This is a genomic window from Wolbachia endosymbiont of Rhagoletis cingulata, from assembly GCF_048537655.1.
GTDB lineage: Bacteria > Pseudomonadota > Alphaproteobacteria > Rickettsiales > Anaplasmataceae > Wolbachia > Wolbachia pipientis.
In genome coordinates this window covers 59532-78740 of record NZ_CP175927.1, presented here as the reverse complement: position 1 = coordinate 78740, position 19209 = coordinate 59532, and the positions used below count along the sequence as shown (strand labels likewise).

The window sequence follows — 19209 nt, the reverse complement described above, 5'->3', positions numbered from 1 at the left end:
CTTCCAACACTCTTTTCTGTCATCCAAGGTAACCGTTCACACTTAATTTTTCAATCTCACTCATGGAGAGGCCAGTAAACTGACCTTACCCAGAAAAAGTGGAGAGAAAGAAAAGAGTTTTTTTGGGTAAAATAAAATTTTGGAGGATTAGAAATGGTAAGAGAATATACGGCAGAATTCAAATTGGAAGCTGTTAAGCTGGCAAATGAACAAAGAAAGGTAGGTCAAACAATTACAAAAATAGCAAGAGATTTAGGAATAAAGGGTGGTTTATTAGGAAAATGGATAAAGAAACACAACGAAAAAAAGTCAGCGGCAAATGCATTTCCAGATGTAGCACCTTATGACAAAGAGAGGTTTGATTTACAAAGCAAGAGTAACAAGGGAAAGAGACATTTAAAAAAAAGCCCTGGCCAGTCAAAAAGAGTAAAATATTTTTTTATATAGTAACTGCTATAAAGTACAGGAATTATGTAGGATTTTCTGCTAGTGGCTACTATAAGTGGACCACAAGAAAAATAAGCAGTAGAGAATCAGCAAATAAAGAGCTACTCGAAGCTATTCAAAAAATATATCAAGTTTCTAAATGTAGATATGGAGCTCCTAAAATTCATGCTGAATTGAAGGCTTTGGGTAAAAGTTGCAATTTGAAAACGGTGCAAAGTATTATGCAGAAAAATGACATCAGGGCTATACTGAGAAGAAAGTTTAAAATTAAAAAACAACAAACAGATAATAGAGCTGTAGCTCCCAATATACTAGATCAAAACTTTATTGTTGATCAACCAAATAAAGTATGGGATTACTTACATCAAAACCAAGGAGGGATGGCTATATTTGGCAGCAATAATTCTCACGTATGGTAGTTAATGAGTAGTGCAATAAATAAACAATTGGTTATGAACTCTTTATTAATGGCCATTAATAGGCGTAAACCTGTTAAAAATCTACTGCTGCACAGTGACCAAGGTTCACAATATACTGCGCAAGGGTATCAATATCTCTTAGCTGTAAAGAATATAGATGAGTAATAAAGGCTGTTGTTACGACAATTCTGTTGCAGAAAGCTTCTTTAGCTCATTGAAAAGAGAAATACTTATTGATACTTCACAACACTCTGCTCAACAAACTAGAACTGCAATATTTGAATACATAGAAATTTTTTATAACAAACAACGTCACTATTAACTATTGCATTCCAGAACAATTTGATGCATCATTCTTTTTGTAAAAAACATTCCACACTTTCTCTCCACTTTTTCTGGGTAAGGTCAATTTTCATTGCACCTTATATTGTCCATTCCATTAGCTTTACTACGCTCGTTACCTCACGCAGCATAATGGTCTGTTCTAGGCTGTTGGCTAGACTTTGCCTAAGTTGGATTTTCACCAACTGTATTCTAAACGCTTACTTGGCGCACCCATAACAAAAATGCCTGAAAAACGTTAATAATTATATACTATTATTAATAATTATTCAACCATATTTTAAGCTTACAATTTTGAGCTTAACTGACGCTTATGGATAGGGGCAACTCTATCACCCTGTGTTATGTTTATTTTCTAACGGACGCTGATTTTTGTATCGTAATTTCTTGCTATAAATTGGTTATATAAGAGCTGGCTTCTAAAATTTTATAACCCTAATTTGAATTAACAGACAGTAGAATCGAAAGATTATTACAAGGAGAAATCTACACAGATCGACCCTTTTGTGAATCTGCGTTTCTGCTTTCTTCAACTTGTTTTGCAAAAGATGTTTCCGGTTTCTGAAGTGGCTTAGCAATTTCACGCACAACGGCAATAACTGCTGTTAAAAACGTTTTTAACAATGCACCTAAAGCTCCACCAACTGCTTCCCTGCCATATATATGAGCTTGCTTTTCGTTACCGTCAGCAGTTTCCCCTGCCCTCCTTCTTGGATCCATCCTATGAGCAATCACCGAAAACAACACTCCCCTGATTGAAGACTTCACTTTTTCCTTTGCTTCGTGGACATCCCCATCTTTTGCTGTTTCATGTCCATGACTTAAGTGTTTAGCGTTCATTAGCTCCTTTTGTTGCTGGGCAAACATGCTACTTAATACTTCTTCTATCACTTGCTTTCTTCTCTTCTCTCTAACTCTTTTCATAGATTCTGATTTATCGCGAGTGTGTTTGGTAGTTTCAAATTCTGCATCAATATCTTCGGACGCAGCCTGACTATATAAAGCCTCTATGAGCCTGTCTATGCTTCGCTTTATTTGCATAGTCCTTTCGTAACTATCCGAATTATCAATTCCTTCGTCGATCTGATTTAGAATATCCTCAAAAACTTTCAAATAGTCTTGAATATACTGTATTATGTATTGCTTATCTTCCTCTTTGTGTTGTTCTTCTTGATTTTGCTGATTTTCATTTTCTAAACTTCTCTCTCTTTTATCATCGTTATTTTCTTCAATATTATCACCGTCTTCCTCGAAAAGGTTTTCGTCATTCATGATTTTTTTTAATTTAGTTAAAATTCTCACCAGTTATTATTGTATATGAAAAAATTAAATTAACATTAATGAAAAGCGTTTACAACTTCAGCACTATTTAAAACTACAGTAAAGCTGTCAAAAGTAACAGGATCATAATACCTCTCATACAATTCAACTGAACACCTAAGCCTTATCTTTTCCTTAGCATTAAAACTAATTTCATAATCATTATTAGAGTTTAGCATAGCAGAATTACGTAATAATTCATCAGCTAATACAGAGTCTAAAATTCCATTAATTTTTATCGTAATGTGTCTGCTTCCAGCACAATCGAGCACTTTCCTCCAGCCAAAAGAAGAAATATCTTTCACCTCTTCTCTGTTATTACGCAAAGTAAACCTTAGGTTTCTTATATTATTTAACACAATAAAATTATTGTCATGATCTTTAATTTTTAGCTGTAATTTGCTCATTATCACCTCCTTTTATTAAAATATCAAAATTAATTGTTGAATGTAAAATTTCATCGTGCTGATCCATAGCACAATTACTTTCTAAAATGGCCTCATTATTAAAACCTTCAATGCTCTTAAGTATCAAGTTAATATGCCTTATAATGGCAAACATACTGTCTATATGATAAGTATATATGTCGCATGAAAATCTTGCCTTTGTAGCAAAATTGGACAGCATATGCAGGTTATTATAATTCACTACACACAATCTCAGGTAAGGAATGGTGACCTGTTTAGGTAAGTAGTCATAAATGTTAGTAACATATTTCCTTAAATCAGAGTTTGCTTTTAGTGCTTCATAAATGCTACTGTACAACTCGTTTATAGCTTGAATTTTTTTCATAATTAACCCTCGAAAGATATATAGAAACTCGTCATCCCGCTGCTTGTTAGCGGGATCTATGTTAAGAGATACCGCGAATGAATCGCGGTATGACGATAAGGTTTATACCTCGTCATCCCGCTACTTGTTAGCGGGATCTATCCGTGACGGTATGACGTAGGACTGCTGTCATTCCGCTACGTGTTAGCGGCTGAGATACCGCGGCGGTATGACGATAAGGTTTATACCTCGTCATCCCGCTGCTTGTTAGCGAGATCTATCCGTAACGGTATGACGTAGTAGCCCAGTTTGAATGACCAGAAAGAGCTACAAAACAACCTTTGGTTCGCGAAATGGAGAATATACCTTCTTCACTTCAGATAAATGGCTACTTACCTCCGATTCACGATTTTTGTAAAGAGCAGAAACATGCCGCATAATACCTAGTTTTATCTGCTCAGGAACATTGTCATAACCAGCTTCGTATACAACATCAACTCTTATTGCATTCAAACAATTGAAAAACTCAACATAGCCCCCTACATCACTAAAATAATACTTAAGTGTACTCTTCTCTTGATTTTTAGACATCATTGCAGTAGCCAATACTATCTTACTCACAGGGCCATAGCTTAAATAGATCCTACGAGGTACATAATCTTCATATGAAACTTGCCATGTTTGTTTCACCAGTGACTTTTCCATATGCCATTCAGCGTAATCAGTTGCCATAAAAATTAGATCTGAAATCAACTTATCATCCTGGTCGTTCTCAATGCGTAAAAAAGATTTAACCTCTTCTAAAGTAACTGGAAAAGATTCAGGCTTAGATTTACGTTGCACAGATATTCTTGGTGAAGTAGATCTTATTGACATAATAACCCTCCTTTTTGATATAGCTAGAATAAGTAAGGTTTACCTCGTGACAGCGTGGGGCAAATCTTACTTACTTTAGCTATGCAGCTTGCATGCAACATTAAGTTAAATTGGCGCAGCAACAACTCTGAGTGCTTTATCGTATGAATATATTAAGAAGAGAACGTATTAAAGCTGTTTCTCCTTTTTTGTTGATAAAATTTGAACTTATAGCATATTCAACTAGGCTGGATTTTAGTAGATTGACATTTTGAGAATGAATATTATTGAAGGTGGAGTTTAACTCTTTAGCAAGCAGACTGCGAAATTTTTGCACACTGTCATATGCGATATTTTCAAGTTCATGTGCAAATTTATCTTGAGCTATAGTTGTTATATCTTCAATTTCCTTATTAAACTCCTCTAGCTTTTTTTCGTTATTTTTAAAATTTTTCGTAAAAGTTTTCATATCAATTAAACTCAACTATTATTATGATTATAATGACAATGAAAAACTACCGAAGTAAAAAATTCACACTACTGTGTAACTTACAAATACTTTTTACTACATTCCAGCGTCACGCGCTGGAATCTATAGCAAGTGTACAAATTAAATTTTACAAACACCGTTGTGCTGAATCTTGAATATTCACTTCTTTCAATTCAGTGGTAGGTTTTGGTTCAGCGATGGGTTTTGATATTGTGTATGTAATGCCACCAGCTATCAGTGCAGATACCACAGAAGCTGCAACTATTAATAGAGCAGACAATCCGGAAGCAATACTAAGAGCAGCACCTACTGCTAACATAGCTGCAAGGCTCGCATAGGCAACTTTTGGGGAAAATTGTCTTTTTCCTACTTTTTCTAGTGACACTTCATTTGTTTTAGTTTTGCCCAGTTCACCATCAAGTGGTGTGTTTTCATTCTCCAGACTTCTTATTTTTTGTGTTAGTGATTCATTCTCTTTATTGAATTCTTTCAACTTAGTCTCATGTCCAACTATGCAACTTTTTGATTCTGCTAGTTCCTTTTGCGCTTTTTCTAACAACACTTTTGTTTTAGAATGCTTATTTTCGTTTTCTTCTAATTCGCTATTAAGTGTTGTATTTTTACTTTCTAGATCTTGTATTTTTTGTTCTAGTGATTCATTCTCTTCATTGAGTTTCTCCAGTACTTCCAATTTAGTCTCATGTTCAGTGACACAATTTCTCAATTCTGTTAGTTCCTTTTGCGCTTTTTCTAATGGTTCTTCGTTTTTTTTAGTTTTTGTTTTTTCTAATTCACCCTTAAGTGTTGTGTTTTCATTTTTTAGATTTTTTATTTCTTGTCTTAGTGATTCATTCTCTTCATTGAGTTTCTCCAGTGTGTCCAGCCTAGCTCCATGTCCAGTGATATAACTTTTCAATTCTGTTAGTTCCTTTTGCGCTTTTTCTAATGGTACTTCGTCTGTTTTAGTTTTTGTTTTTTCTAATTCACTATTAAGCGTTGTGTTTTTACTTTCTAGATCTTGTATTTTTTGTTTTAGCAATTCATTCTTTTTCTGCTCATCCTTTAGCTGAGTACGTAATTCTTTTAACTTAGCTTTACGTTTTTCAACCTTTTCTGCTTTTTCTGGAGTTTCCGTTGCGTTGTGTGTTTTGGAATGAGAAAAGGTACTAGGTACAACCTCAGATGGCTGATCACACATACTGTTTAGTCTATCTATTAGGTCTTCATCCTTTATCAATGAGCGATCTGCTCCATGCTTTATCAAAAGCTTTGCTAATTTTTTATTGTCATTTGCAAGAGCATAATATAAGGGAGTATGCTCAACTTTATCTTGTGCATTAACATTTGCTCCACCTTCTACTAGATATTCTGCAATCTCTACACAACCATATGCAGCAGCATAATGTAAAGGGGTCAGTCCATCTTTATCCTGTACATCAACTTTTGCTCCACATTTTACCAAAAGTTCCACTGATTCTTTATTGTTATCTGCAATAGCCCAATGTAAATGGGTCACGCCATCTTTATCTTGTGCATTAATATCTTCTCCATTTTCTAATATAGATTGGCCTAAAGCTTCAGATTCATCTGCATCAAAATATATTCCACTATCGCCACTATTACTTTTATTTAAAAAGGTCTGTTCCCCATTATATGTAGTATACTGCTCTGGATGTTGACTGTGCAAGTCATTATGTTCTATGCGCTTCTGATTATTGGCAAGTCTTTGTTCTGCCTCTTGCAACTTTTGCGCCATAGCATCTCTTTCTCTTATAGCCTGTTCTTTTTCTAATGTATCATCTACTTTGTCTGTATTGTTTTCATTAACGATTGAGTTTGAAGAAGTCTGTTCATCCTCATCTTGTACATAGACTTTTTTGTTGTTTGGTGTAATTCTACTATTCTCTTCCTGATGTTTTGCACCCCATGCTTGTACTGCAGCAGTTACGTTATTTCCGTTCAAAGCTAAATTTCCTGGAGTTTTATTATTAGGCTGCAGTAAAGTGCCTTGTCTATAAGGTTGTCTTCTCGTAGCTCTTGTCTCAGCATAACGTTGTTCTCCTTCCTCTAACATTTTTATTATAGCCTTTTTACCTTCTACATCGCCGACAATATCCCTTGGAGTTCGGCCTTGACTATCTTTTAGTAAAGGATTTGCGTCATTATTCAATAAAAGCTGAACTATCTCTTGATGACCATGCAAAGCAGCAATGTGCAAAGCAGTTAGCTTAGACTTAGCTTCATCAAGTTCATATATTGGTTCATTAACTTTTGCTTCCTTTGCTAGTAGGAGTTTTACTATTGGTACACTGTTACATTCCACAGCAAGATGTACCAACATATAATTTACAATTTTGTCTGAATCTAATATACTGAACATCTTATCTATCTTCAAATTGTTATAAGTGCTATATACTATTGAGTCTGCATCTTTTAGCTTATTCCCTATTCTTTCAAGTAAATTATTCTCATTTAAACCTTCACTCTTGCTTACCTCATTTATTATTTCAAAAAACTTTTTCTTTTCCATTGCCGTAACCTTTCCTCTCAATTTATTTATTATTGCTGAACCATCTCACAAAAAAGTTAAGTTTGTCGAAATTCCATGTTTGATCTAAAAATTAGTCATAAACATTTTCTATGCAAGTAGCTGACACTGGTTCATTCTATAATGGTGTCACAGCAGTCCTACATCATGCCACCGCGAACCGTCATACCACGATTCATTCGCGGTATCTCATCCGCTAACTGTTCTCCCTCATCATACCGTCACGGTATCTCCAGATCCCGCTAACAAGTAGCGGGATGACGATTGTCAGGGTGTCATCCCAGCGCCCCTATGATGTCATCCGAGTAGCCTACACTGGTTCCTTTATGATGGCAGTGCCCCTATGGTGTCATTCCAGTGCTTGACACTGGAATCCAGCCTTTCCATAATCATCAAAACATTGTATTTTAACGTAAAACAGCTATTTTTATGCTCACCAACTTAATAAAATTCCTGGATCCCAGTGTCAAGCACTGGGATGACAAGATATAAACCTTATCGTCATGCCGTCGCGAACCGTCATACCGCCGCGGTATCTCCAGATCCCGCTGGGATGACGATTGTCGTTTAGCTATAAATATTTAAGAAATTTACCAAATGAAAAAAAAGGCAAAAGAAGCCCTGGGGTTATTATCTGCTTTAAAATATTGGCGTTTTTTATGTTTTAAACGCTTGACAAGCAAGATTTAGCTGCTTTTAATTGCAACTCACCTATGCTGCAAATGTTTAAGAAATTTACCAAGCAGAAAAAAAGACAAAGAATCCCCGAGTTAGCTAGTCTTTTACTATCTCTGTCGAGTATTGGCATTTTTTGATGTCTTGTAACGCTTTATAAGCGCGTTCAGCTTATTTAGATAAAAATCTAGATGTAGATGAAGTTTTGTAAAGACATACAGTATCTATATACTGCAAAAAATTGAACATAAGACGCCGATACATTAAGTAATCCTTACCTTTTAATCTGCAGATTGGCGAAAGCAAATACAATAGCTTCAGTTTCATGATAAGGGGGCTGGCGAGGTTTGTCAAGCAAGTTTTTTGTTTCTGCGGACTACCTAGATTAATATTATATAGAAGGTTTGCTGCCAATAAAGCCTAAACTTACCAAATACATTTCTGTAGATTCAGATCTACTTGACTTTGGTTTAAAGTATTTTACTGTTTTAAACATTTTTTTTAGCTCGTTACAAAAATCTTTGTCAGATTCTCCTTGGAAAATTTTTACTACAAACGTGCCACCATGACTCAAGAAATGCTTTGCAAAATTGAGCGCTGCTTCGCATAAAAGCATAATTCTGATATGATCCAACGATTTTAAACCACAAGATTCGGGCGCCATGTCAGATAAAATTACATCAAATTTTTGATCCTTGAATTTTTCTCTTAAAATTTCAAACTCATTGATAATATCACATTGTATAAACTCTACTCCATTAATTGCGTTCATTGGTTTTATGTCAAGAGCAACCACATTTGCACCTTTCTGAGATGCAACTTGTGACCATCCACCAGGAGAAGCACCAAGATCAATAATTTTTTGCCCTTCTTGGAATAATTTAAATTTGTTATCCATTTCTACCAGCTTATATGCTGAGCGTGACCTATAACCATCCTTGCTAGTTTTTTGCACATACTGATCATTCAAATGACGATGTAGCCACCTTGTTGAAGATAGTTTTCTGCCTCTAGCCGTCTTTACTCTAGTTTTTATTGCTAATACCCTACTTATTATTGATTATATCTTTAAGCTCTTTTTCAACTACTTCTTTTACCAGTGCATGTAGATATTTATTCAGCCATTCTGAGAGCTGAGGTTTTAAAAGAGATGTAACTAATTCTTCAACAGTAAGGTTCGCTTTTTTTTGTTGTTTATGCTGTAATTCGTTTTGCATTTTTCCAAGCAACGCTTTGATCTCTTCCATATTCTCTTTTAAAATTAGATGATCGTTATTTTGCGCTTGTAAGCCGCTATTACTCGCTTTGTTATTACTCATTTGGATATTATCGTACAAATAAATATCTTTTTTTTCTTCTGAATTGTAGCTATGGCCATTAAATTGGTTATTGTTGCAAGCCATTTCCTCACTTTGGTCATCATTATCAATGTCCTCTTTTTCATTATTTTCTTTTTTGCCATCTTCTTCTATTTCTTCTGGATACTCTTCCTCAAGGTATAGCACATCATCATTTTCATCCTTTATTTCTGCTTTATCGTTACTCGCGTTTTTACCCGATATAGCTTTTTTTATATCTTCTAGGATATCTTTTACAGATTGATTACCTTGTTCATCATGCATAGTGCTAATACCATTAAATTTAGAGGTTTATACTATTTATCATAAAAAGCAAGTTGTAAACACTAATCACATAATTGCTTTTTGCTTCAACTAAGTCTGAACGTGCTTTAAATAATGCATCTTCAGTGTCCAAAAGGTCAGATGTACTCTTTAAATTTAAGTTTACTTCTTGCTCAACTCCTTCCAATGCTAGAGCTGCTGCTTTTTCCGCTTCTTGACTTGCTTTGATAATGGCCTTTGCTGTCAACACATTATTCCAAGCATTTACAACTGCTTGTTCTATATTTTTTACCGTTTCATAATAATCGTAGGTAGATTTTTTTGCATCCATTTTAGCTTTACTGACACCAAAAGCATTAACTCCTCTCTTAAAGATTGGAACATCAAGAGTAAAAACTACATGAACATTTTCTAATAGTTTGTCTACCTTCATACCATCCTCCCCAAAATTTTTGCTTGCACTTAGATTTAAAGAAGGAAGCCACTTGGAGCTTTCAGCAATCACTTCCATTCCGGCTGCTCTTTTTTGATAAACTGCTGCTTTTAGAGATAAATTATTGGTTTTTGCTAACTGTAAACATTCATTTAGCTCTGGAACAGAAGGTAGTTTATCATTAGCTTCAGAAAGGTCATCAGCATCTTCGCCAATCAAATGATAATAAGCAATATTTACCAACTTTAATTTACCTTCAGCATCAACTCTTTCGGATATAGAAGACGAAAATTTTGCTTTTGCTAACAAAACTTCAGCATTGGTTACCTCTCCAAGGGAAAAGCGTTTTTTCATAGCTGACAAATGTTCCAAAGAAACGCGTTCTTTATGTTCTCTGAGCTTTAATATTTCTGTCTTTTGTAAAACATTAACATATGCTTTCACAGCATTAAGTGCAAGCTCTTGTTTTAATTGCTGAAATCGCATCTTTTCTGCTTTGAGAAGATGGCTTGATCGACTGAATGTGGCAAAGGTACCACCGCCATCGATTAATTTCTGGCGCAATGTAAGTTTTTTTTCAGATGTATCAAGATTAAAGTTACTATCGAAATTGTATTGCAAATTAATGTCAGGTAAAAATCCAGCTAACCCAGAAGATTTATAGTGTTTTTCTGCGCTTTTATATTGGTAAAATTGAGACTTTATTTTTGAGCTATTTTTGATGGCTTTGCTTATCACTTCTCCCACATCGGTTGCATAGCAACTTATAGTATTAAAAATGATCGCAAGTGTGATAATCAATCGAAACATTCTAATTCCTATGCATATTGGTTGCGCAGCTCAATTACTAACATAAATTACTTTAATAATCAATAACTAATATTGTTGACACTATTGAGAAATTAAGTATATCATAGCTTACTATTGTTGGATCAAATAATGAAGACTTTTTTCTTAAAGGAGAAACAAATCAATAAAAAGTGGTTTGTCATAGATGCAGAAGGATTAGTGGTAGGGAGGCTTGCAGCATTTGTAGCGACACTATTACGTGGAAAGCATAAACCTGAGTATACACCTCATATGGATTGTGGCGATAATGTAATTATTATCAACGCAGAAAAGGTGCATTTCACCGGAAAGAAGCTTAAAGATAAAATTTACTATAAGCATACAGGTTATTCTGGTGGTTTGAAGAAAACTACTCCAGATAATATTTTAAATGGCAAATTTCCTGAGCGTGTAATAGAAATGGCAGTGAAAAGGATGCTTGATGATGGGCCTATGGCACGTAGACGCTTTGAAAATTTGTATGTTTATTCTGGTTCAGAGCATAAGCATCAAGGACAGCAACCTGAAAAGATAGATTTTGCCTCTTTGAATCGTAAAAATAAAAAGTAATGGAGTAAAAATGAAGAGTTCTACAATAAATAACAATGATTGGTCAGAAAAGACAATTAAATCAGCAGTTGATTCGCTTGGTCGTTTATATGCTACAGGCCGAAGAAAAGAATCTGTAGCAAGAGTATGGATAAAGCCGGGGAGTGGAAAATTTAGTGTTAACAAAAAAGGCGATCTAATTTCTTATTTTAAAAGAGAGTCAGTGTGCCAAATAGTAAAAATGCCATTTGTTGCAACTTCCACATTGGATAAATACGATGTATTTGCAACTGTAAAAGGTGGAGGGCTATCTGGTCAAGCAGGTGCTCTAGCTCATGGAATAAGCAGAGCTTTAAGTAGTGTAAGCCAAGATTTGCATTCTATACTACGTAATGGTGAGTTCTTAACTAGAGATTCACGTGTTGTTGAACGTAAGAAATATGGTCAACATAAAGCTCGGAAAAAGTGTCAATTTTCTAAGAGATAGTTATTTTATAGGGGTGTTTTTTTGTAAGTATTATACAAATATTTGCAAAAATGTATGATATCCTCTATTTTTGTGATGAATTTAGTTGACTATCGGTGTCAACATAATATGCTATTTATGTGATTTTTTCAATATTAAGGTAATTTATGAGTAAAGAAGATATAATAAAACAATTAAAGGAAGATTGTTCTAGTCAGAATATAGATATAACAAAATCTGATTTGAGCAAGATTCATGATGCGTTTATTAAAATAATAAAGAATGAGCTGCATGGGAAAGGTGAAATACGTTTGCATGGAATAGGAACATTTTCTACTGCTATCAGTCAGGAAAAACAATGTCGTAACCCCCAAAGTGGTCAGATCATGACTGTTCCTAAAAAGACAAGGGTAAAATTTAAAGCAAGCCAAACTCTTTTAAGTATTTTAAATGAGAAGGAAAAAGCAGCAGTTAGTTAGACATTGTCATTTTCATTGTTTTTACTACGCTGTGTAAGCCGTAAAATACAGCTTCGCTAATTAAATAGTGGCCTATGTTAAGAGCTGAGATGTGAGGTATTCTTGTCATCTTCTTAGCGTGTTTATAAGTTATGCCATGTCCTGCGTGGCATTCTATTCCTAATTTATTGACGTACTCTGCAGCATTAGTAATTAACTGTAACTTTTTTTCTGATGGATTATCACAGTAATCCCCTGTGTGAATTTCTATTATGTCAGGTTTTGTCCCTAGCTTTTCAAGATATTTTAGTTGATCAATATTTGGATCGATAAACAGTGAGACTTTTATGCTAGAGCTATGCATTTCCTCTATTATACTAGAAAGTTTACTGTGCATATTCACGATATCCAGGCCACCTTCGGTTGTTAATTCTTCTCTTTTTTCTGGTACTATACTAATCGAATAGGGTTTTACCTTTTTTGCTATTTCAAGCATTTCTTCCGTGGCTGCAATTTCAAGATTTAGCTCAGTGCTAATGCTTTTTTTTAGGTTAAATACGTCTTCATCTCTAATATGCCTTCTATCTTCTCGTAAGTGTACAGTAATAAAGTCTGCTCCAGCGTCAATGGCTATTTCTGCTGCTTTCAATGGATCTGGATAAGAAGTTCCACGTGCGTTGCGGAGGGTTGCAACGTGATCGATATTAACACCTAGTTTCACAATCTACCTCAGAAATTATTTATAGATTATACATGTTATTAGGTTTTTTGCATAGTCATTGTTTGACCTTATCCAGAAAAAGTGGAGAGAAAGAAAAGAGTTTTTTTGGGTAAAATAAAATTTTGGAGGATTAGAAATGGCAAGAGAATATACGGCAGAGTTCAAATTGGAAGCTGTTAAGCTGGCAAATGAACAAAGAAAGGTAGGTCAAACAATTACAAAAACAGCAAAGGATTTAGGAATAAAGGGTGGTTTATTAGGAAAATGGATAAAGAAACACAACGAAAAAAAGTCGGCAGCAGATGCATTTCCAGGTAGAGGTAACATGGCTCCTTACGACAAAGAGAGATTTGATTTACAGAAAGAGTTAGCAAAAGTAACAAGGGAAAGAGACATTTAAAAAAAAGCCCTGGCCAGTCAAAAAGAGTAAAATATTTTTTTATAAAAGAGTATAGTAACTGCTATAAAGTACAGGAATTATGTAGGATTTTCTGCTAGTGGCTACTATAAGTGGACCACAAGAAAAATAAGCAGTAGAGAATCAGCAAATAAAGAGCTACTCGCAGCTATTCAAAAAATATATCAAGTTTCTAAATGTAGATATGGAGCTCCTAAAATTCATGCTGAATTAAAGGCTTTGGGTAAAAGTTGCAACTTAAAAACGGTGCAAAGTATTATGCAGAAAAATGACATCAGGGCTATACTGAGAAGAAAGTTTAAAATTAAAAAACAACAAACAGATAATAGAGCTGTAGCTCCCAATATACTAGATCAAAACTTTATTGTTGATCAACCAAATAAAGTATGGGATTACTTACATCAAAACCAAGGAGGGATGGCTATATTTGGCAGCAATAATTCTCACGTATGGTAGTTAATGAGTAGTGCAATAAATAAACAATTGGTTATGAACTCTTTATTAATGGCCATTAATAGGCGTAAACCTGTTAAAAATCTACTGCTGCACAGTGACCAAGGTTCACAATATACTGCGCAAGGGTATCAATATCTCTTAGCTGTAAAGAATATAGATGAGTAATAAAGGCTGTTGTTACGACAATTCTGTTGCAGAAAGCTTCTTTAGCTCATTGAAAAGAGAAATACTTATTGATACTTCACAACACTCTGCTCAACAAACTAGAACTGCAATATTTGAATACATAGAAATTTTTTATAACAAACAACGTCACTATTAACTATTGCATTCCAGAACAATTTGATGCATCATTCTTTTTGTAAAAAACATTCCACACTTTCTCTCCACTTTTTCTGGGTAAGGTCATTTTTGCCTTGACCAAGAAAAAATTCAGCTATTGCCTTACTTTCTCTTGCAACAACTTCTTCCTTAACAATTTTTCCTTTCTCATCAACGATACTTATAAAAGTTTCTTTTAGTGAGATCGCTATAATATTCCATGAGACTGCTCCTACTAATAAAAGTTTAAATTATTTTTGAAGAACTTATTCTACTGAATTCGTTACTTCGTGCTAAAATAATGGACTCCATCATTCAACAGCAATTACAGTATGTTTACCCTTTTTCTTGTTATTTTTCTAATCTATAGCTAGCGTTCAAAACCATATTCGAAAATACGTTTTCGGATTTTTTTTAATGCTGTTTATTTCATCCTCAACATCGTCTCTACCTTTATGAACTAAGTAGCAGCATTAAAAATTATAACGTACCCCTATCTCTAGAGTTGCATCTGGTATTTGTTTTGCTTTTATACCACTTAGTTGCCCACCCATGGTCATACCAACTGCACCAATTATCTGCGGAGTAATTTCATAATCAACACCTAACTTTAGTTTATAGGAAATAGAACTCAGTATTTTATCTACTACAGATGAACCAGCAGCTTCACCACCTGATTCTGGAGCACCTTGTGTTTCTTCTTCCTTTTCTTTTTCTTCTTGTGAACTATTGCCATCACCATCAACTGTATCACTAACACCAAAGCCAAAAGGTGTTATTTGGAGATATCCTCCTAAACCTCCGCTGACATATAGTTTAACGGGATCAATATCAAGGTCAGGATAGAAGCGGTAGTTTGCCAATAAGCTAGCTCCTATGCTCTTTAATGACTTAATATTACTGAGAACCTCAAGTTCAAATTTAGAGTTTTGGTCATAATGGTAACCAAGAACAACACCAGGTTTCATTTTAAAGCCACCACCCCAACCAGCACCAAAGTTTAAACCTGCATAGTACTTATCTTCTGACTTACTTGCACTATTACTAGCTGCACCTGCTAGAGATGAAGTAAGCAACACAGCCAAAACGCACAATCTCTTTATTTTCATATAACTCCTCATACAAAAAAATATATAATGCATAAGTATATATCCTTTGTATTAAAAAAGATATAACTACATGTCAAAAAAAGTATAGCCATAAAATCAGATTATATAAAACGTACTACTCAGGTCTTTTATATAACTATATTTACTATCTTATTTGGTACAGCATATACAGTGCGAACTTTGCTTTGATCGATCTTACTGGACACAGAGTCTATCGCTATTTTCTTCAATTCTTCTTGAGGTAAGTTAATTGCCACCTTGATTGTTGTACGTAATTTTCCATTGATTTGCACTGCTATAGTTACCGTATCGTCAACTAATAATGATTCATCAGCTTTTGGCCAAGGTTGACCTCCTATTTCTTGCCATAGGCTTTCAGCTAGATGTGGTATGAATGGTTCGATTACTCTGATTAATATACATATACCTTCATCAATAAGAGATTTTCCAGTTTTTACGTCTATTTCAGCTATTAAATTCGTCATCTCACGAAATTTTGCCACTACACAGTTTAATCTGCAGTTTTCCAAGTCATCTGTAAGTCCGTGTAAGAGTTTATGAATTTTTTTTCTGTACTCTAGAAGTCCACCCGTAACATTTTCATTATCATAGTGTATATTTACAGGTCTTAGCTGCATGACCATACGCCACAATTTATTTACATAACGAGAACAACCTTCCACGCCATCATCGGACCATTCCATATCTTTCTCCGGAGGAGTGTCGGACAACACAAACAAGCGAGCAGTATCAGCACCATACTTTTCTATGATAAAGTTTGGGTCAACTGTATTCTTTTTCGATTTGCTCATTTTTTCAACTTTGCCCACTTGAACTTTTGCACCTCGCGCTATTAATTCTTTTGCTTCTGCGGGAAATAGCCACTTACCATTTTCGTCTTTATAAGTTGCATGGCAGACCATTCCTTGAGTGATTAAAGTAGAGAAAGGCTCTTTAATATCAAAATAGCCACATTTGGTTAAAGCACGGCAGAAAAATCTTGAATAAAGCAAATGCAGAATTGCATGTTCTATCCCACCTATATAATAATCAACAGGCATAAAACGATTACATGCATCTTTGTCTATTGATTTATCTTCACTACAGAATGCAGCAAAATACCAGGAAGATTCAAAAAAGGTGTCGAATGTATCAGTTTCACGCTCTGCTTGCTTTCCGCACTTTGGACAATCAACAAATTTCCAAGTTGGGTGCTTATCCAGCGGATTGCCACCACTTGTAAATTCTACATCTATTGGTAGAACTACAGGAAGGTCTTTTTCTGGCACTGGAACAGTTCCGCAATCTTTGCAATATATGATAGGTATAGGGCATCCCCAATAACGCTGCCTTGAAACTCCCCAATCGTGCAAACGATAGTTTATTGTTTTTTTGCCTATTTTTTTTTCTTCAAATTTTTTAACTATGGCTTCCTTTGCTTCACTAACCATTAATCCGTTTAAGAATTCGGAGTTAAACATTGTCCCGTCTCCAGTATACGCCTCCTTTGTCATCTGAGTAGCTTGACACTGGGATCCATTGTAAGAATTCTGGTCACGCGCTGGAATGACACCTAAGTGGGCTGAAGAAATAACGGGAATTATCGGCAAATTATATTTCTGTGCAAATTCAAAGTCACGCTGATCATGTGCAGGGCAACCAAAAATCGCGCCTTCCCCATATTCCATCAACACAAAATTCGCTATGTAAAGCGGCAATTCCTTATCAAGAAATGGATGTTTGACGTTTAATCCGGTGTAAACTCCTATTTTTTCATCGTTCTCTCTTTTTGATTTTATTTCCTGGATCCCAGTGTCAAGCACTGGGATGACAACAGAAGAACCATTCTTTAAATCCTGCACAATAGGATGCTCTGCTGCCACTGCACAAAAAGAAGCCCCAAACAAAGTATGAGGATAAGTTGTAAAAACTTTTAATTTCTTATTCAGGCCAACTACTTCAAACTCTATAGTTGCTCCTTCAGATTTTCCTATCCAACGCTCCTGCATTGTTTTGACTTTTTCTGGCCAATTTTTCAAACTTTGCAGGCACTTGAGTAAATCTTCAGCGAAATCAGTAATCTTTAAAAACCATTGGGACAACTTACGTTTTTCAACAACTGCACCTGATCGCCATCCTTTTCCATCAACCACCTGTTCATTTGCAAGCACTGTTTGGTCCACTGGATCCCAGTTAACCCATGACTCTTTTCGATAGGCAAGCCCATGCTTTAAAAAATCCAGGAAAAATTTTTGTTCGTGTTTATAATAGTCAGGTTCACATGTGGAGAGTTCACGCTCCCAATTATAAGAAAGACCTATAGATTTCAACTGTGTACGCATATTATCTATATTCTCTTTTGTCCATGTTTCGGGGCTAATATTGTTATCCCTTGCTGCATTCTCAGCTGGTAATCCAAACGCATCCCAGCCAATTGGATGCAAAACCTCAAATCCATTAGCTCTCTTGTAACGCGCTATCACATCCCCTATTGCATAGTTACGTAAGTGTCCCATATGAATTTTACCAGATGGATATGGAAACATTTCCAACACGTAACACTTTTCTTGTTTACCACTCTTGCTTACAGAAAAATCCCATTTATCTTGATAAAATTTTTCAACACTTTTAAAATCATATTTCATATAAATCCAAATTCAATTACAGTTCATATGCATCAAAGGATCAACCGCTTGGCCATTATGTCGTATTGTGAAACACATCTGTGGATCTTTATCTTGTGTGCTTGATTTACCTGCAGATCCAATTACTTGACCTTGCTTTACTTTATCGCCAATTTCAACATGTATGTTTTTTAAATAGGAGTACACAGTCATGTAATTATCTTTGTGTTCCACTATAATTAAATTCCCATACCATCTCAGCCCTTTGCCTACATATATCACTTTGCCTGGTGCAGAGGAAACTACGTTCGTTCCATTTTGAGCAGCAATTTTTATGCCATCCTTACACATTTCATCAGAAGAGGTAGCTGAACCTTTAACTGGCATTACAAATTTACAATTTACCCCCACATTTTGTGTATTATTGTTATCTTTGTATATCCTATTTATGATGGCTTTTCTACTTTCTTTTTGCACTGAAGGCTCCCTAATTAAATGGTACTCTCTTGTATATTCCAGATCTCTTTTTCCGTAAAATTCTTCGCCTTTAAGCAGCACAGGTGCAGGTTTTTGCAGGCCACAGCCTATTAATATTGCTAATAACATAAGAAATGAGGCTATATGCCACATTTTAAACTCTCACAAAACTCCAAAATTTTAGCGAGACGTAGTGTTTCACGCCTGCTTGTTACTTTCCTCGTTATTTATTTTACTAGTTAAATAGTCCCTCAAATCGGTGAGTTCTTGCAACAAATTCTTTGTGACTTTTATATCATTACCAAATTCTTTTTGCACTCCTTTTATTGTATATCCTTTATCATATAGCATGTATTTTACTTTCTTTATGGCCTCTATACACTTGCGATCATATAGCCTTCTTCCTTTACGCTTTGTAGGCTTAATTTGATGAAATTGACCTTCCCAAAATCTCAAAACATGCTGTTCCAAATGTAGCTCTTCAGCTACTTCCCCAATCGTATAAAATAATTTTTCCTTGTTCATTAATTATTGATTGATTTTTTTATAATTTTTGAAGGCCTAAAAGAAACTGAATTTCTTGCCTGAATCATCACTTTCTCCGATGTATTTGGTATATTTCCTGGTCTTTCCTTCTTTTTCTTAACCAAGAATGTTCCAAATGACGATATTTTTACTATTCCATCCTTTACCAAGCTTGTCTTTATTTCGTCCAATATATCATCTATTATCGAAACAGAGTCTTCCTTTGATAATCCTATTTCTTGGTTTATATCTCCAGCTATCGTTGCCTTAGTTACTGTTGTGTCTTTTGTTGTAACGTGATCCATTATTGATAAATATTACAATACGTAAATATA

General features: G+C 34.9%; 18 protein-coding genes and 2 pseudogenes. 5 read left to right on the top strand and 15 right to left on the bottom strand.

The genetic code is table 11. The annotated features are described in order from the left end of the window. The first annotated feature begins 153 nt into the window (after window positions 1-153). Window positions 154-1231, top strand: a pseudogene (locus ACJZL3_RS00345) (IS3 family transposase). Between the two features lie 463 nt (window positions 1232-1694). On the opposite strand, the gene ACJZL3_RS00340 reads toward ACJZL3_RS00345, so the two are convergent. The 9 genes from ACJZL3_RS00340 to ACJZL3_RS00300 all read right to left on the bottom strand — a co-directional run bounded on the left by ACJZL3_RS00340 (window position 1695) and on the right by ACJZL3_RS00300 (window position 10732). After that, complete coding sequence (locus ACJZL3_RS00340) at window positions 1695-2480, bottom strand: hypothetical protein (RefSeq protein WP_419198790.1); 786 nt, start codon at window positions 2478-2480, stop codon at window positions 1695-1697. Between the two features lie 65 nt (window positions 2481-2545). Then, window positions 2546-2935, bottom strand: a complete 390-nt coding sequence (locus tag ACJZL3_RS00335) for a phage tail tube protein (protein WP_010962351.1) — start codon at window positions 2933-2935, stop codon at window positions 2546-2548. Further along, window positions 2910-3320, bottom strand: a complete 411-nt coding sequence (locus tag ACJZL3_RS00330; protein ID WP_010962350.1) for a hypothetical protein — start codon at window positions 3318-3320, stop codon at window positions 2910-2912. The genes ACJZL3_RS00335 and ACJZL3_RS00330 overlap by 26 nt, the downstream gene beginning before the upstream one ends. Before the next feature lie 306 nt (window positions 3321-3626). After that, window positions 3627-4175, bottom strand: coding sequence for a head-tail connector protein (locus ACJZL3_RS00325; protein ID WP_095742630.1), 549 nt, complete (start codon window positions 4173-4175; stop codon window positions 3627-3629). Between the two features lie 136 nt (window positions 4176-4311). Continuing rightward, window positions 4312-4623: a hypothetical protein gene (locus ACJZL3_RS00320; protein ID WP_015588824.1), complete on the bottom strand. Its 312-nt coding sequence runs from the start codon at window positions 4621-4623 to the stop codon at window positions 4312-4314. 148 nt (window positions 4624-4771) lie between these two features. After that, window positions 4772-7174, bottom strand: coding sequence for an ankyrin repeat domain-containing protein (locus tag ACJZL3_RS00315; protein ID WP_419198789.1), 2403 nt, complete (start codon window positions 7172-7174; stop codon window positions 4772-4774). Between the two features lie 1084 nt (window positions 7175-8258). Beyond that, window positions 8259-8837, bottom strand: coding sequence for an RlmE family RNA methyltransferase (locus ACJZL3_RS00310; RefSeq protein WP_010962344.1), 579 nt, complete (start codon window positions 8835-8837; stop codon window positions 8259-8261). A gap of 76 nt (window positions 8838-8913) precedes the next feature. After that, window positions 8914-9489, bottom strand: coding sequence for a PopZ family protein (locus ACJZL3_RS00305; protein WP_010082598.1), 576 nt, complete (start codon window positions 9487-9489; stop codon window positions 8914-8916). A gap of 19 nt (window positions 9490-9508) precedes the next feature. Then, window positions 9509-10732: a TolC family protein gene (locus ACJZL3_RS00300; RefSeq protein WP_010082597.1), complete on the bottom strand. Its 1224-nt coding sequence runs from the start codon at window positions 10730-10732 to the stop codon at window positions 9509-9511. Between the two features lie 129 nt (window positions 10733-10861). Between ACJZL3_RS00300 and rplM the strand changes: the two genes are divergently transcribed. From rplM to ACJZL3_RS00285, 3 genes are all read left to right on the top strand, one after another. Beyond that, entirely contained in the window at window positions 10862-11320 is a 459-nt protein-coding gene (rplM, locus tag ACJZL3_RS00295) for a 50S ribosomal protein L13 (protein WP_010082596.1), read from the top strand. A 10-nt stretch (window positions 11321-11330) separates the two neighbouring features. Further along, window positions 11331-11786 (top strand): 30S ribosomal protein S9, encoded by a 456-nt coding sequence (gene rpsI, locus ACJZL3_RS00290; protein WP_006279875.1) that lies wholly within the window; start codon window positions 11331-11333, stop codon window positions 11784-11786. Between the two features lie 146 nt (window positions 11787-11932). Beyond that, window positions 11933-12244 carry an HU family DNA-binding protein gene (locus ACJZL3_RS00285; RefSeq protein WP_010082594.1) on the top strand — a complete coding sequence of 104 codons (312 nt, stop codon included), beginning with the start codon at window positions 11933-11935 and terminating at the stop codon, window positions 12242-12244. Here the strand turns inward: ACJZL3_RS00285 and ACJZL3_RS00280 are convergent. Continuing rightward, window positions 12237-12944 carry a pyridoxine 5'-phosphate synthase gene (locus tag ACJZL3_RS00280; protein WP_006279877.1) on the bottom strand — a complete coding sequence of 236 codons (708 nt, stop codon included), beginning with the start codon at window positions 12942-12944 and terminating at the stop codon, window positions 12237-12239. The two genes, ACJZL3_RS00285 and ACJZL3_RS00280, sit on opposite strands and share 8 nt — an antisense overlap. Before the next feature lie 136 nt (window positions 12945-13080). Here ACJZL3_RS00280 and ACJZL3_RS00275 point away from each other — a divergent pair. Further along, window positions 13081-14183: pseudogene (locus ACJZL3_RS00275) on the top strand (IS3 family transposase). 429 nt (window positions 14184-14612) lie between these two features. Here the strand turns inward: ACJZL3_RS00275 and ACJZL3_RS00270 are convergent. From ACJZL3_RS00270 to ACJZL3_RS00250, 5 genes are all read right to left on the bottom strand, one after another. Beyond that, complete coding sequence (locus ACJZL3_RS00270) at window positions 14613-15248, bottom strand: membrane protein (RefSeq protein WP_010962341.1); 636 nt, start codon at window positions 15246-15248, stop codon at window positions 14613-14615. Between the two features lie 128 nt (window positions 15249-15376). Beyond that, window positions 15377-17893 (bottom strand): leucine--tRNA ligase, encoded by a 2517-nt coding sequence (gene leuS / locus ACJZL3_RS00265; RefSeq protein WP_010962340.1) that lies wholly within the window; start codon window positions 17891-17893, stop codon window positions 15377-15379. A 12-nt stretch (window positions 17894-17905) separates the two neighbouring features. Further along, the gene (locus ACJZL3_RS00260) at window positions 17906-18502 is read right to left on the bottom strand and encodes a murein hydrolase activator EnvC family protein (protein WP_006279879.1); all 597 of its coding nucleotides are present in this window, start codon (window positions 18500-18502) and stop codon (window positions 17906-17908) included. A 45-nt stretch (window positions 18503-18547) separates the two neighbouring features. Continuing rightward, entirely contained in the window at window positions 18548-18874 is a 327-nt protein-coding gene (locus ACJZL3_RS00255; protein WP_006279880.1) for a MerR family transcriptional regulator, read from the bottom strand. Continuing rightward, window positions 18874-19179 carry an integration host factor subunit alpha gene (locus ACJZL3_RS00250; RefSeq protein WP_006279881.1) on the bottom strand — a complete coding sequence of 102 codons (306 nt, stop codon included), beginning with the start codon at window positions 19177-19179 and terminating at the stop codon, window positions 18874-18876. Before ACJZL3_RS00250 ends, ACJZL3_RS00255 begins: the two co-directional genes overlap by 1 nt. Window positions 19180-19209 lie beyond the last annotated feature (30 nt).